We start from the raw sequence: 15542 nt of genomic DNA, 5'->3' as shown, positions 1-15542 counted from the left end.
GCACCAGGTACCCTTGCTCCGGCGAATAGGGCAAATACCGTGACATACTCTCTTCTCGTATAAATAACCCCGAAAAGCAAGTACTCACACAGACTCTGAAGGCCCGACCTATAATCACCAATCGCGCAATGCCGCGATCTCTCGAACGACGGTTCATCCTCGACCGGGTGCCCCACCCTCACGGAGTTAGGGTGGGTACGGAGCCACGGAATTATAGAGCGGGCCTTCAGCCCTTTAACATCTTGCGGGAACCAAACCTGGGGCGTTGCCCCAGGCTGGTATAGAACGCGCCTTCAGCGCTTTAACGGCATAAACGGTGAAGCTAAGACCCACCTGATTCGAGCTTCGCTCGAACGTCCCATGTCCCTATGGGGACATGGGGCACCCACTGTACTTCTTCTCTACGCAACTAGCGACACACAAACAGAAAAGCCGCCGATAAGGCGGCTTTTCTGTCACATCAGATCGTATACCCAGCTCGTTTGAACGGCATCGTCCTCACCCGTTCACCCGTCGCCGCAAAGAGGGCATTACCAAGCGCTGCGCCCTGTTCCACGCCAATCTCCAGCCCCATCGCGGTCGACAGACCATCGATAGCGCCGCCCTGTGCCTGGTTCTCTGCGCTGCTCAGGTTGATGACGGGACCGATATCCGCGGCCACCGTGATCTTGTGTACAGTGATCTTTTTCTTCGCATCGACGCTCAGCTCCACCGCTTCGGCAATGTGTCCGCCGTAGGAGAAGCCAAACGCAAGACCCAGACCATGACCGGCAGGCAGCTTCTTACCCCAGCCGGACTTCTCCGCGGCCAGCTTCACCACACCCGCAGCGCGCGTGGGATTGAAGGTGCGGCTCGGATCAGGCGGCGGTCCACCGCTCGTCGGAGCAGCCAGCGGACGCGCCAGCCAGTCGAGAAGGAAGGTGACGTGGTCGCAGTCAGCGGCAACCGAGAGCTCATGCAGGAAGCTGCCGATCACGAACATCTGCGTGTTATCCGTCGGCGCGCGCCATGGGCCGCAGGGAATCTGCAGCGGCATCAGGCTGACGGCATAACGGACATTCGGAGCGATATCGACAGGGAAGCTGTTGTTGCTGCGCGCACCGCCGGAGACCGGACGGCTGCCGTCAGCAGAGAAAGTAACGAGATGCTGCTGGAAGGCCGTGAGCTTGCCGTCCTTCACTGCACCTTTCAGGAAGTGATAGCCGCCCACGCGGAACATGTCGTGCGCGAAGTCATCCTCGCGCTTCCACTGTAGTTTGACCGGAGCGTTGACCTTCATGGCGATGGCCGCGGCCTCGCACATGTAGTCATTGGCCAGCCTGCGGCCAAAGCCGCCACCGGCGCGGGTCTGGTGCACGGTCACCTTGTCTTCCGGAAGGTTCAGCATCTTGATGACCTGGCTGAGGCCGCGGTCGGATTGCTGGCTGGGTGTCCACAGCTCCATGGTTCCGTCGTGCCACCAGCCGGTGGTGACCTCCGGCTCAAGCTGCTGGTGCGAGACCATGGCGTAGTCGTAGGCTGCTTCCACCACCTTGCCGGCGGCAAAGGCTGCATCGACATCGCCGATGTTGGTTGCGGGCGTTGGAAGATTGGGACCGAGCTCCTTGGCCTTGGCCGCAGCCTGCGTCAGCGAGTCCTTCGAGGCCGAGCTCTCATCCCACTCCACCTTGAGGGCAGCTTTAGCCTTGAAAGCTTCCCAGGTTGTCTTGGCGATGATGGCGACGCCCGGCATCACCTCGGCGGGGCTTCCGGTGCCTTCGAGTACGAAGGCGTCGAGCACTCCCGGTAGCTTCTTGATCTCGTCCAGATTGGCGGACTTTACCTTGCCTCCCACCGCGGGGCACTTGGTGTAGTTGGCATACACCATGCCCGGCATGGTGACATCGATGCCGAAGATCGGCTGACCGGTCACTACTTTAAGGTTGTCGACGCCGGTGTAGCGCTTGCCCAGCAGCTTGTACTCGGCGCGTGTCTTCAGCGGAACCTTCGCGACATYGGGAACCGGCTGTGCCGCTGCGGCTTTGGCCAGCTCACCGTAGGTCAGCTTGCGTTTCGAGGGAGTATGGACGACGGTGCTCTCCGAGGCTGTGCACTCGCTTACCGGAACGTTCCACTGTTTCGCGCCAGCGGCAATCAGCATGGCGCGCGCCGTCGCTCCGGCCTGGCGTAACTGGTCCCATCCGCGCGGAATCGAAGTAGACCCACCCGCGCCCTGGTAGCCATAGACCTTGGGATTGATAGCAGCCTGGTCGACTTTCACCGTCTTCCAGTCAGCGTCCAGCTCCTCGGCGATGATCAGGCCAAAGGCCGTCTTAATCCCCTGGCCGATCTCCGGGCCCTTGGAGTAGACGGTCACGGTGTTATCGGGAGCGATGCGGACAAACGCATTCATCTCCGTAGTCGCCGCGTCTGGCGTTGCCGCCGTCTCAGCCTTGGCCGAGCGGGTATCGAGGTTGAAGGCGAGCACCAGACCGCCGCCGGCCAGTCCGGCCAGCTTCAGGAAAGATCGCCGGCCAATGGTCGTCACCGCCGCGGGCGAGATGGTCTCAACCTCGGCGATCAGAGCCTGCATCTCGGCGTCATATTGAGCGAACTTCTCAAGCACCGGCATGGCTGCCTCCTTCTTTGGTGGCGGAATCCCCGGCAACCTGATGAATCGCCGCGCGGATGCGGYTATAGGTGGCGCAGCGGCAGATATTGCCGGTCATCGCCGAGTTAATGTCGGCGTCGGTAGGATGAGGGTTCTTTGCCAGCAGAGACGCTGCGCTCAGAATCTGTCCGCCCTGGCAGTAACCGCACTGGGCGACATCCAGGTCGACCCACGCTTTTTGCAGCGGATGCAGCTTGCCGTCCTCCGCCAGGCCCTCAATGGTAGTGATGTTGCCTTTTACCGCCGAGACCGGGATCTGGCAGGAACGCACCGCCTCTCCGTTCATCAGGACCGTGCAGGCGCCGCACGCCCCGATCCCGCAGCCATATTTGGCGCCCTTCAGGTCGAGGACGTCGCGCAGAACCCAGAGCAACGGCATATCGGCCGGTGCGTCGACCGATCTGGGCTTCCGATTAATAGTGAGCTGGAATGGCATGAGATTCACCTCGCAACAGGCTTGCACCAAAACTCATCGAAGCTGGCCCGGAAGTGCCATGATAGCTGACAAACGATAAGGCCTGCATAGAGAGGGGGCGTTCCTGCACCCATTTCGTACCGGAGCCCGGCGAACTTGGTTCGACGGGGTGAACTATTCGAGCGGAGCTCGAAACGGGTGGGAGACGCGGGCTGAAGCCCGCTGCTCCCACCCGTCAAGCTGGATGAAGTCCATCTACGATGGCTCAACCGCCTTCCTCAGGACCAAATCCGCAGTCGCTAAATATTTTTAGCGAATTAATGACTCAGGACCCTAGGTGATTTCATGTACGGGCCGCTACGGATTGCTTTGCCGACGGGAAGAGAAGTTATTTTTTTTAATCTTTTTTGCGATGCAGCTAAAGAATTCGCGCGCCTCTGCCGAAGAGCTCTTCCAGAGTTGGAAAGATGCCGAAGATTCTCGATCCCGATGGAACATTAGCGGCCCAGTTGCTCGAGTCAGCCCGTTTGGCGGCTCTGCATGCCAGTGGGCTACTGGATACCGATCCGGAAGAGTCATTCGACGACATTACGGCGCTGGTGACCCGATTCTGCGAAGTGCCCATCGCTCTTGTTTCTCTGGTAGATACAGATCGTCAATGGTTCAAATCGGTGCAGGGACTGGCATGCCGGCAGACGGCGCGCGAGGGATCCCTCTGCACCTACACCATCCGGCAGACCATCCCTCTGATCGTGCCCGATCTTACAGCGGATGAACGGTTTAGCATGAGCCCGTTTGTTGTGGGCAAACCGCACCTGCGGGCCTACGCCGGCGTGCCGCTGCGCGATCTCAATGGGTTCTGCTTTGGCGCGCTGTGCGCCGTCGACCTGGTTCCACGCCCATTCAGCGCGGACCAGATTGAGACACTGCGGATGTTAGCCAAACAGGTGGAGGCACAGATCGCCCTGCGGCAGCGCATGCAGCAGGTGCAACAACTGGTTGAGAATACTGAGGCGCTCACCAAAGATCTTCTATCCAGCAACGACCGGTTCTGCGCGTTCATGGACCATAGTCCTATCGTCGCCTTCATCAAGGATGCAGAGGGCCGTATGCGCTTCTATAACCGCCGGCTTGCTGCGCTGTATGGCGTGACCAACAAGGAATGGCTCAATAAGACAGATCACGAGATCTGGCCCGCGCATCTGGCCGATGAGTATCGCGCGACCGATCTTGCTGTTCTGAACGGGAACCATGCGGTGGAGCAGGAAGAACGGTCTCCCGGTCCGCGCGGTGAGTACATCTACTGGAAGAGTTATAAGTTTCCGTTTACTGATGCGCATGGCGAGCGTTTCCTTGCCGGCATCGCAATCGACGTAACCCGTGAAAGGCTCTACGAAGAACAACTGGAACGCAAGAAGGAAGAGCTGACGGCGGCGACCATTGAGCTCGGCAAACTCAGCATTACCGATACTCTGACCGGACTTCCGAACCGCAGATGTTTTGACCAGTGGCTGGAACAATGCGTCTCCTACGCTGCGCGAAGCAGGCGGCCGCTCTCGCTGATCATGCTCGATATCGACCACTTCAAGGAGATGAACGATGCCAAGGGCCATCTCTTCGGAGACGAGGTATTGCGCGAGTTCGGGATGGTGCTGCCGCGGCTGTTCCGCGGTTCAGATCACATATGCCGTTATGGCGGAGAAGAGTTCGCCATCCTGCTTCCCGATACCTCGCCCGAAAACGCTCTGATGCTTGCGACCCGCATCTGCAACGCCATTCCCATGCTCGAAGGCGCGCTGCATGGGGTAACGATCAGCGTCGGTGTGGCAAGGTGGCAGGTTGGAATGACGACATCTACTCTGCTTGCGGTCGCCGACGCCGGCTTGTATGAGGCAAAGCGAAACGGTCGCAACCAGGCAGCCTTCAGCTCGGTGCAGCGGTCGTACGCTTCAGAAGAAGCATTGCGTTCCGCAGTCCCGCCGACGCGGTGCATTCAGTAGAGCTACGGTACGTTCTTCTTATCGCAAGCAGTAGATCTACGGAAGGTGCCTGATAAAACGTCACAGGCCGCAAATATCAAGCGCCGGAACGCTTGACTTACTTCGACACCCTTCGTAAAGTACATCTAATTCGTTTCACAATTCAGCCAGTTTGGACTGCCCTTTGCGAACCAACGGTCAACACACGTTCGCTCTGCATCTTTGTCGATGTCTTTAAAGAGCGCCTGAATGCGTCCTCCGGCGCAGACAGGATACGTGACCTTCCGCGGCACTCTCTCAGGCAATGTCACAGACGCTCAGGGCGCTGTGCTGGCAAACGTCAAAGTGGTTCTTACCAATCCCGCCACCGGCACGGTATTGAACTCAACAACAACAGGCACCGGTGACTTCACCTTCACCGAGCTTCCCGTCGGCAAGTACTCACTCAACGTCAGCAGTTCCGGCTTTGCCACGAAAAAGATTGACGACATCGATATCGCCGTCTCCAAAACGACGACTCTTCGTGTTGAGTTAGCTGTCGGCAGTACGGACATGATCGTCGACGTCACGGCCGACGCGATTCAGACCGATACCATCTCGAGCGCATTGATTTCGGTGGTCGACTCCAAGTCAGTGCAGGAGATGCCGATGAACGGACGTAACTTCACCCAGATGGTGAAGTTCGTTCCCGGCGCCAGCGCTCTCACCAACTCCGTCAACGGTTCGCGTACCGCCAGCATCAACTTCCAGGTGGATGGCGCCGACAACGTCGATCCGTGGCTCGGTATTGTTGCTTCGAACCAGGGCGGTATCGCCGGCGTTGCCGGCGGCCTCATTCCGATTGAGGCGATCGACCAGTTCTCCATGCAGTCTGGCGGCGAGGCCGACCAGGGCCGCAACGCCGGTGCGAACTCGAACATGGTGATCAAGTCAGGAACCAACAGCCTGCATGGTGATCTCTTCTACTTCGACCGGAACGAGTACTTCGCGGCAATCTCACCGGTTGCCGCGGTCGGCAGCAAGAAGCCGCTGATTCGTAATCACCAGGGCGGCTTTACTGTGGGCGGACCGATCTGGAGAGACCGTACCTTCTTCTTCATCGCCGGTGAAGTGCAGATTGCCAAGGCAAACACGGCCATCGTCGACACGGTCGTCTCCGATCCATGGATTACGGCTGCGACGGCCAATATCGCCAAGTACACCGATCCGACGACGAACGCTCCCTATGCCGCGAACCAGCTCAGCCTGAATCTGTACAAGGTGCTGTATCCCGCCAATACCAAGTCCGCCACAGCTACGGCGAACAACATCATCATGAGCAACACGGCGAACTACAACAGCTTCAATGGAATCCTGAAGATCGATCATCACTTCAGCGATGCCCATACGCTGTCGGCCCGCTATCTGGGAACCACCGGCAAGCAGACCGCGCCTACCTCGTCGTACTACGCGGACTACTTCCAGACCGCGCCGATGCACATCCATAACTTCTCGGTTGTGGATACCTACACCATCACACCGCGCGTTTTGAACCAGGTTACCCTGGCCACGAACTATTTTCTGCAGACCTTCAATGACGCCAACCAGGGCTTATATCCGCAGCAAAACGCCGGCCTGAATCTCGGCCTGTCGGGCATCATCGCCGCGGGTTCGCCTACCATCACCATGTCGCAGTTTGATACCGTCGGCGCGACGCAGCCCTCGGGCCGTACCGACGTCACCGGTCACGTGACGGATAACCTGCACTGGACGCTTGGCCGCCATGACATGAAGTTCGGCGGAGAGTTCCGCCACTCCAACGTCAACCAGCTCTACTTCTCCAGCGCCCGCGGCACCTTTGCCTTCGACGGTACGCGTGGTCCGTGGGGAGGCTCGGGTACGGCGCTTGGCGCACTGTCAGACTTCATCGCCGGCATGCCTTCCAACTCTTCGGGCGCCCGGCTGCTGCAGGGCAACGCGCAGCGTGTGTGGACTCTGAACACAGAAGATCTGTGGGCACAGGACAACATCAAACTCAACAAGCGCCTGAATCTCAACCTTGGTGTGCGCTATACGGTTCCGGGTGTGATCAATGCTGAGGCGGACGATATCTATATGTTCGTTCCCGGCTCCACGTCCGGCTCCGCTCCTGGCTTCAACAAGGGCTACTACCCGAACTACTTCTCCGGCGCCGCTCCGCGTGTCGGCTTCTCCTACTCGCCGTTCGATAACGACCGCACTGTCCTTCGTGGCTCCTACGGCTTGTTCTACGACTTCCCGGCGATGAGCAGCTGGATCTCCGGTACCACCACCAACGGCGGCGCAGCGTATGCGCAAAACAATCCGGCGGGGCCCGATGCTGCTGCGATCTTCAACCAAACCAACGTCCGGTGGGCGGTGAATGTCAATCCGTTTGCCAGCTCTACAGCTCCTCAGGTAGGCGCCTATGGAGTCAACCAGAACTTTAAGATGCCGCGCTCTTCGACGATAAGCTTCAATATCGAACAGCAGCTCTCGCGCACGACATTGTTCACCATCGGCTACGTCGGCACCTTCGGACGTCATCTGGAAGTGCTGTACAACATCAACCAGCCGAAGATCAGCGACCTGGCGGCGGGCGTCTCTCTGGCGAATGCACGGCCCTACCAGCAGACAACCTTCCCGAACATGAGCTCCAAGTTTGCGGGGCAGAAGCTGCTGGCCATCAACCAGTTGAACTTTGCCGCTAACTCAAACTTCCATTCGCTGCAGACCACCATCAAGCAGGCGGCCTGGAAGGGGCTAATCACAACTTTCAACTACACCTGGTCCAAGTCGCTGGACTATGCGTCGAGCAATACCACGCCGATGAATAGCTATGACCTGAAGGCTGACTACGGTCCAAGCACTTTTGACAATCGCCACGTACTGAACGGGTTCGCCTACTATACGCTGCCCAAGTTCACTGACAAAGCCAAGCGGATCACGCAGGGCTACCAGGTGAATGCGCTGGTACAGTTCACCTCAGGAACGCCTATCAACCCACAGTACTCCACCAACGTCGACGGAACCGGCGAGCTGAAGAATCGTCCTAACTGGAATGGTGTAAGCCCGTATGTAGGCGGTACGCAGCTTGCCACCAGCTCTTCGACCGGCCGTACGTATCGGTACCTGCAGGCCGCAAGCGTTGCTTTCAGCCAGCCGGCAAACTTTACCTACGGCAACTTGAGGCGTGACGCATTCTCGGGGCCGATCTTCCACACGGTTGATTTTTCTCTGATCAAGCGCACTCCCGTGACCGAGAGGGTAATGAGCGAGTTCCGTGCGGAGATCTTCAACGTCTTCAACCTGAACAACTTTGCCAGTCCTGAACCAGATCAAGTGGCAGGCCTTCAACAACTCGCAGGTCATGGAGCATCTCTTCTACTTGAGCGATGTCTATGGTCCTCGCGTCAACGGATCGCCGAACCATCGCGCCGCGGCCGAATGGATCGTGAAGCGGCTCGAATCCTATGGGCTGAAGAATGTTCACCTCGAGCCCTGGGGTCCCTTCGGCAACTCCTGGCAGTACAAGAAGTTCTATGGAGCTCTGGTAGAGCCTAACTACGCTCCTCTGATCGGCTTCCCGCTGGCCTGGACTCCGGGAACCAACGGACCCGTGACCGGTGAGGCGATACTTGCTCCGATCCACTCGCAGGCCGACTTCGCCAAATACAAAGGCAAGTTGAAGGGCAAGGTGGTGCTCATCGCCGATCCCAAGGTGATTGCCATGCACACCGAGGCCGAAGCACATCGCCTTACGGACGAGGAGATCGCGGCCCGCACGCGTATTCCCGATCCTTCCCGCATGGGCGGGTTCGGCGGAGCTCCTGCACGCGGGCCGGCTCCTGTGCCTGTCGATCGCAACGCTGCTCTGAAGCTGCGCAACGACACCAGCAAATTCCTCAGCGATGAAGGCGCCTTGGTCGCCGTCAACTATGGGACTAACGGCGATGGCGGTACCGTCTTCGCTACCTGGGGCGGATCACAGGATCCGAACGATCCCGTTCCTCCGCCGATGGTGGCCATCACGCCGGAGCACTACAACCGTGTTGTCCGTCTGCTGCAGCATGGCATGACGCCCAAACTGACCTTCGATATCGAGACCACCACCTATAAGGACAACCAGATGGGCTTCAATGTCGTTGGTGAGATTCCCGGCACGTCGAAGTCCGACGAGGTTGTGATGCTGGGCGGCCACCTCGACTCCTGGCAGGGAGGCACCGGAGCCACCGACAACGGCACCGGATCCTCGGTCGCCATTGAGGCCATCCGCATTCTCACCTCGCTGCACAAGCCGATGGCTCGCACCGTGCGCATCGCCCTGTGGGGTGGGGAAGAGGAGGGACTGCTGGGATCGAAGTTTTATGTCCAGCAGCACTTCGCTCCGCGCGACACCATGAAGCTGACGCCGGAGTATGCAAAGCTCGACGCGTATTACAACGACGACTCGGGCAGCGGACGTTTCCGCGGCATCTCCGCCAACGGCAACCTGCTGACCAAGGGAATCTTCGAACAGTGGATCGCTCCCTTGAAGGACCTTGAGATCACCACGGTCATCGGCGCCACCGCTCCGCCCACCCGCGAGCCCGGCGGCACCGACTCCACCTCCTTCAGTTGGATCGGCCTCAACGGATACGGCTTCATGCAGGATCCATTGGAGTACGGTACCCGCACGCACCACTCCAACATGGATCTTTACGACCGAGTGCAGCAGGGGGATGTGATGCAAGGAGCGGCCGTTGAAGCCTGGTTCGTGTACAACACGGCCACGCGCGCCGAGATGCTGCCGCGCAATCCAACTCCTGAACCGGCCACCAAGTAAACAACAATACAAGAAAAGGCCCGGCGCTCGTTGCCGGGCCTTTTCTTGTTTAAGCACTTTCGCAAACGTGAAAATACAGGCAAGATGGATTCGCTCGTGATTTCGCATATCTGGGCTGCGATTGTGTGGCTGCCGCTGGTCTCGCTGCTGAATGCAGAACACTCCCTCTGGCTCTGCTGCATCGTGCCCTGGGCGTGCGCGAATGCCATCATCTATCTCGCGCTGTGGAATGACCGTTTTGAAAGATCCGAACCGGAGAGCCCGATCACGCACTCTTCCCGGCAGCTCTTCCAGGGCGAGACGGTCGTGCCGCTGTGGCGGACGCTCCTGCCATACGTAGCCGTCGTTGTGGCCAYACAGGCAGGCATTGCATCTCTGATGAGCGGCAGCCCATGGATGGCGGCAGGCCTGTTCTCCATCTGCCTTCTGATTCTGCTGCTCGGTCATCCCATCGTTCGCCCCGATCGCCTGCGCCGTCAGCGCCGCCGTTTCTCCAAAGCCGCCTTCCTGCAGACTGCAACCGCTTTCTTCCTGCTGGCGACTGCGCTTACGCCCTTTCTGCAGCGGGCCTATGGTGTGCAGTCGTTGAATGGACTGCTCGCTATCCGGCCGCCGGTCATCAAATCCATCCAGGCGGGCGTCCCGAGTAGTGGCTACTCCGGCGTCATACTGATGCTGCCGCCAAAGCCGCATCCGCGTATCGAGCCGCCAACCAAGAGCGACCAGACATCGCTCTCGATGGCGCTCGCCAAGCCGGTCGTGATTCCCTTCGACGGAGTCTACTGGTACTTCAAACATCCTGACCTGCAACCGAGGCGGGATGCCAGGGTTCAGCACGGCGATCCCATCAAGGAGAACGTCCGTTCGACCGATGGACACCCTTTGCAGATGGAGGCGCACCAGCTCCTGCCCAGCCCCGTCAGCCTGGACTGCTGCCATGCACTGCGGGTGGAGCTGCTGAACGGCGATGCACGCCCGGGAATCATTCGTCTCGAGGTGCGGCTGAAGGATACTTCACTCAAGAACCGGCAATCGATCTCGCTCGGCAGCATCGTGATTCCCTCAAGCCAGGTCAAACACATCTCCCTGACGCGTCCACCGGTGCATGAATCGATGCGTTTTGAGCTGCCCGCAGCGGCTAGGCATCACCAGTTCGACGAGATCACGCTGGTGATTGCTCCCGATCGCGACCGTGCGCTCGCAGGCTCGAAGATCGCAATTCAGAACTTTGTGCTGATGCCGTAGAGGATCTCATTCCCCTACCCGGGTGCCCCACCCTCGCAACGCTAGGGTGGGCGGGATGTCACGAACCAGTTGGGAGCAGCGGGCTTTCTGCCCGCTGACACAGTGCGCCCGATCTTTCTCATGCCGGTCACAGATCGGCCCTACGGAGAATCAAGCGCTGAAGGCGCGCTCTATACCAGCCTGGGGCAACGCCCCAGGTTTTGGTGCCCACAAGATGTTAAAGGGCTGAAGGCCCGCCCTATATAACAGTCTTCAATCCGACCGTGTCGTTTCGACAGGCATACAACGGGTTTCACGAACGTTCCGTTTATGACGATTGGGGATTATAGATCGGGCCTTCAGCCCTCTAACCATTTCTCCATCCCAGCACCTGGGGCGCTGCCCCAGGCTGATATAGGTCGCGCCTTCAGCGCTCAACACATCTTCTTGCTCAATAGGAATGGGCTCTATTATTGCTCCACCCGAATCCAGATTACAACGTAGTGCTTCTCTCCCACTACAACGACTGCCCCAACCTCTTCTCTAACTCCGCACGATACGTCCGGCTCACACGGGAACGATGACCATCCTTCAACACCAGCTCAAACTCGCCATGCGACATCGAGTGCAGCTCAAGAATGCTGTCGATATTCACAATCGCCGATCGATGGACGCGGATAAAGCGCATCGCATCTAAACTCTCCGCAAGTTCGTTGAGGCTGGCACGATAGAGAATCTCTTTCCCGCCCACATGCAGGTTGGCATACACCCCCGCCGCTTCAATCCAGTCAATCTCTACGACACGAAGAAATCGCGTCACCCCCGCAGACTTCACGACCAGGCGATCGATGCTGCGCCCTGACGGTCCCGCCGCGGCGACCATACGCAGCATGCCCATTCCCAGTGCCTGTATGTTGCGTTCCTGGTGGCGGGTTTTGGCGCGGGCAACGGCGGCTTCCAGACGTTCGTCGCTGAACGGCTTCAGCAGATAGTCGAGCGCGTTCGCTTCAAAGGCGCGGATCGCATGCTGATCGTAGGCCGTGACGAAGATGGTGAGCGGCATGCGCTCGGCGCCGATCGCTTCGATCACACCAAGGCCATCAAGCTCCGGCATCTGCACATCGAGGAAGACGAGATCCAGCGCCTCGCGTTCGATTGCCTCTACCGCCGCCAGGCCATCACCCGCCTCCAACGCGGTTTCGATCTGGGCATCCTTCTTCAGCAGATCGACAATACGTTGACGCGCGGGAGCCTCGTCGTCGACGACCAGCACGCGCAGCCGTTCCGAAGACTGTGACGTCATGCCTCCCCTTGTCCGTTCTCGTTCGCAGACCTGAGCGGAAGCACGATCTCAACTTCAGTTCCGCCTGTGGGACGACGCGATACCGAAAAACTGCTCGCTCCGTTGTGCAGCGTTGTAATCCGTTCGCGAGTGACCGAGAGCCCCAGACCCGCGGATGTCTCCAGTGACCACTCCGGCGGCAGCCCAACGCCATCGTCGGCGATGCGGATCTCAACCTGCTCCGCACAGCGTTGCGCCGTCACCGTCACGGAGCCGCCCGCAGCACGCCGCGAGATGCCGTGACGAATCGCGTTCTCCACCAGAGGCTGCACGATGAAGCAGGGAACCAGGGCGTACTTCACTTCGGGATCGATACAGGTCTCGATGTGCAGCGCGTTGCCGAAACGGATCTTCTGAATCGCGACATAGTGATCCAGAAAAGCCATCTCTTCCACCAGCGGGACCTCCTGCCTGTCCCTTGACTCAAGCGACAGGCGCAGCAGGTCGCCCAGGTGTTCAATCATGCGGCGCGCCAGGCGAGGGTCCCGCTCCACCTGGGAAGAGACAGCGTTGAGCGCATTGAACAGGAAGTGAGGATCCAGTTGCATACGCAGCGCATTCAGCCGCGCCTGTGAGAAGCTGCGTTCCATCCGCTCCAGCCGCAGCTCGCTGTCGACATAGTGCTTGTAGTACAGAAAGGTCTGGCGCGCGCCGAAGATCAGCCAGTAGATCAACCAGCTCCACAGGATGCCGCCGGTAAAGGCATTGACGATCAGGCGCGTCCCGGCGAGTGCGCTCCAATGGGATATACCCATCAGAGCACGCATCGCCGTAGCAACGTAAAGATAGAAGGTGGTGAGCAGCAGGCTGGGAACAACCTGCGCCAGGATGCGAAGCCCCAGTTGCCGCTCCCGCAATGGCAGGCGGTCGTCGACCCAGAAGAGAAGGGGAGTGACCAATCCCCATGACCACCACTGCGCCATCGACATCAGCAACATGGTGTGCCGTTGGGGAGTGGACAGCTGGGGCAAAGCAAACAACAGACCAAGGAGGCTCCAGAGCGGAACCGCCAGCAGCCAGCGGCCCCAGCGTGTGGCCATCAGGCGGCTGTCAGCGAAAGATCGGGGTTGCGTTTCGATCACCACACCTCCTTGGCTGCATTTCTGTCCCGGCCAATCTTACCGCGTGGAGTATTTTTCCTGTGGGTGTAGTGCAGGGCGTGTGCATCTATGGACGTTTTCCGCAATGAAAACGCCGCTGCACGTTCCTCTCGGGATACCCAGCAACAGGAAAAATGCTCTAGCCTTCTACCGTGTAGCAAGGGTGATGTTGTCCGTATCGTCCAGGTGCATCTTGATGCCCCATCCATAGAAGTCGTTGACGATTGCAATTGCCACTTCGTTATCGCCTTCCTTCAGCGGCAGCGTCAAATCTCCGTTCTGGAGCGAGAGTCGGCCATCGGGCGCTTTGCGTGCAGACGCAGCCTGCATGTACAGATTCTTGTCGGCAAAGACCAGGTCTCCGTTGACATAGACGAAGGCCTCGCGGAGCCATCCGAAGGAGAGATGTTTTGCCTGCGCTTTGCTGGAGTGGATGGTGGTCTTCAGCCAAACGACGGACCGTGCAGGCCGGTCGGCCGGGACGCCATATACCCGGCTGGCATTGATGAAGCCGTCGCGTTCGGCGTCAATCGGCATCCACTTCGCGGAGACGGCAGGCATGCCGGCGTACGCAGGCGCCGTATTCGCTTCGAGCTTCGAGAAGGATGAGAGCTGCCAGTGGCGCACGTAGCGGTTGTCGGCGTCGGTATCGTCTTTCTCCGGCTCGCCGGTGAGGCCTTCGGTTGCATCCGGAGTGACGGTGATGTTGGAGAAGATGCCGGGGCCTTCAATCATGATGGAGCCTTCATCCACGTCCCCTTCCAGACGGCCGATCTTCAACGTCGGTGCCGCGGCTCCATTGATGAAGATGTTCATCCGCTTGCCATTGACCACGAGCTTCACATGGTTCCACCCATCCTGCTGCAACGGCGCCGGTCCCTGGTACTGCGGAAAGACATCCCAGAGCAGGACACCATGCGTCTCCGGAGCGTACTGAATGCAGTCTGGAGCGCTGTCGCACTTCGGGCGAGGGCGAAGGTAGAACATCTCGTAGTTATCTTTATCGGCGCGGCGGAAGATGAAGCCCGCACCCATGCCTCCGGTGGCGACAACGTCGTACTCAATGGTGCCGTTATGGAAGTTGACCGACTTCAACACGGCCGCTCCGGTGGGGATGTGTTTGGCATAGTTGCCGGCCTTCAGGGAGATCGCCGGGCGGCCCATGTACTCGGCGAAGTCAACGGCGCCAGCCGTCACCGTCCAGCCGTCATTGGTCATGGGGACCTTGATCGTATCGGCCGCGTAAGCAAGTTGCTCAGCAGCCAGGACAAAGAAGGTTAGAAGTATCCAGAGAGAGAACCGGCGGCGATACAACGAACCGCATTCCGAAAGGAGCGCTGGCGAATGAGTTTGCATGCGCCCGAGCCTATGCGGGAGTTACGGACCCGTCTTCTGAAATGTTGCAGACCGGACAGGCAAGTTGCGAAACGGCTCGACGGCCGAATGTAATTTGTCATCCTGAGCGGACGGGGTCCCCGGCCAGCTTTGCTGGCTGGGGTGGTTATGCGAAGAACCTGCTTTGTTGCTGACCACAAAACTGGGTGTCCCATCCATCGCATCGCGATGGGTGGGATGTTCGTAACGCTAGGGTGGGTCAGTGGAATCACTACACGTGATACAACACATTGCCCTCAGCGGCTAAAGCCGCAGTCATTTAGCGCTTCTGTACGGCATGGCTAAAGCCATGCCCTTAAGCAAAACATCGCGCTGCGCGCGAACGGATGCGCGGATAGCGCTTCACCGGATTGCTCCGTTGCGCGCAGCGCAACCATTTCGCACCAAAGGTGCGAATGCCTTGCTTAAGGGCACGGCTTTAGCCGTGCCGTACAAAGCGGTACAGACCGGGCAGATGGGTAACAGATTAGACCGGGGACATAGGTAACACTTTCGCGAGGTCGAGCGGAGGCGTGTAGAAGTCTGGCATGCCTTGGAGAGCGAGCGGAGTGTTGGAAGAGTTGGAGAGCGAGCGGAGTGTTGGAAGAGCGTGCCCGGTTTGCAGTGGAGTGGGAG

Annotated in this window: 9 protein-coding genes; 4 read left to right on the top strand and 5 right to left on the bottom strand. The window is 59.1% G+C overall.

The genetic code is table 11. The features are described from left to right. Positions 1-460: 460 nt before the first annotated feature. Positions 461-2611, bottom strand: coding sequence for a molybdopterin cofactor-binding domain-containing protein (locus AB4043_RS12520; RefSeq protein WP_442307183.1), 2151 nt, complete (start codon positions 2609-2611; stop codon positions 461-463). Beyond that, on the bottom strand, positions 2598-3086 hold the full coding sequence (locus AB4043_RS12515; protein WP_442307182.1) for a (2Fe-2S)-binding protein: 489 nt from the start codon (positions 3084-3086) through the stop codon (positions 2598-2600). Before AB4043_RS12515 ends, AB4043_RS12520 begins: the two co-directional genes overlap by 14 nt. A gap of 446 nt (positions 3087-3532) precedes the next feature. Between AB4043_RS12515 and AB4043_RS12510 the strand changes: the two genes are divergently transcribed. The 4 genes from AB4043_RS12510 (at position 3533) to AB4043_RS12495 (ending at position 11111) form a co-directional block, all read left to right on the top strand. Then, complete coding sequence (locus AB4043_RS12510) at positions 3533-5065, top strand: diguanylate cyclase (RefSeq protein ID WP_442303483.1); 1533 nt, start codon at positions 3533-3535, stop codon at positions 5063-5065. A 228-nt stretch (positions 5066-5293) separates the two neighbouring features. Next, positions 5294-8605: a carboxypeptidase regulatory-like domain-containing protein gene (locus AB4043_RS12505; RefSeq protein ID WP_442307181.1), complete on the top strand. Its 3312-nt coding sequence runs from the start codon at positions 5294-5296 to the stop codon at positions 8603-8605. Then, positions 8496-9866 carry a M28 family peptidase gene (locus AB4043_RS12500; protein WP_442307180.1) on the top strand — a complete coding sequence of 457 codons (1371 nt, stop codon included), beginning with the start codon at positions 8496-8498 and terminating at the stop codon, positions 9864-9866. Before AB4043_RS12505 ends, AB4043_RS12500 begins: the two co-directional genes overlap by 110 nt. 84 nt (positions 9867-9950) lie before the next feature. Continuing rightward, positions 9951-11111: a hypothetical protein gene (locus AB4043_RS12495; RefSeq protein ID WP_442307179.1), complete on the top strand. Its 1161-nt coding sequence runs from the start codon at positions 9951-9953 to the stop codon at positions 11109-11111. A gap of 496 nt (positions 11112-11607) precedes the next feature. Here the strand turns inward: AB4043_RS12495 and AB4043_RS12490 are convergent, their stop codons facing one another. The 3 genes from AB4043_RS12490 to AB4043_RS12480 all read right to left on the bottom strand — a co-directional run bounded on the left by AB4043_RS12490 (position 11608) and on the right by AB4043_RS12480 (position 14846). Then, positions 11608-12393, bottom strand: coding sequence for a LytR/AlgR family response regulator transcription factor (locus AB4043_RS12490; RefSeq protein WP_442303479.1), 786 nt, complete (start codon positions 12391-12393; stop codon positions 11608-11610). After that, positions 12390-13514: a sensor histidine kinase gene (locus AB4043_RS12485; RefSeq protein ID WP_442303478.1), complete on the bottom strand. Its 1125-nt coding sequence runs from the start codon at positions 13512-13514 to the stop codon at positions 12390-12392. The genes AB4043_RS12490 and AB4043_RS12485 overlap by 4 nt, the downstream gene beginning before the upstream one ends. A 165-nt stretch (positions 13515-13679) precedes the next feature. Beyond that, positions 13680-14846: a hypothetical protein gene (locus tag AB4043_RS12480; RefSeq protein ID WP_442303477.1), complete on the bottom strand. Its 1167-nt coding sequence runs from the start codon at positions 14844-14846 to the stop codon at positions 13680-13682. Positions 14847-15542 lie beyond the last annotated feature (696 nt).

The sequence above is a fragment of the Terriglobus sp. YAF25 genome, assembly GCF_052113305.1.
In the GTDB taxonomy this organism is placed as follows: Bacteria; Acidobacteriota; Terriglobia; order Terriglobales; family Acidobacteriaceae; genus Terriglobus.
The sequence above is the reverse complement of the archived record's forward strand: the minus strand, read 5'-3'. Positions and strand labels throughout refer to the sequence as shown.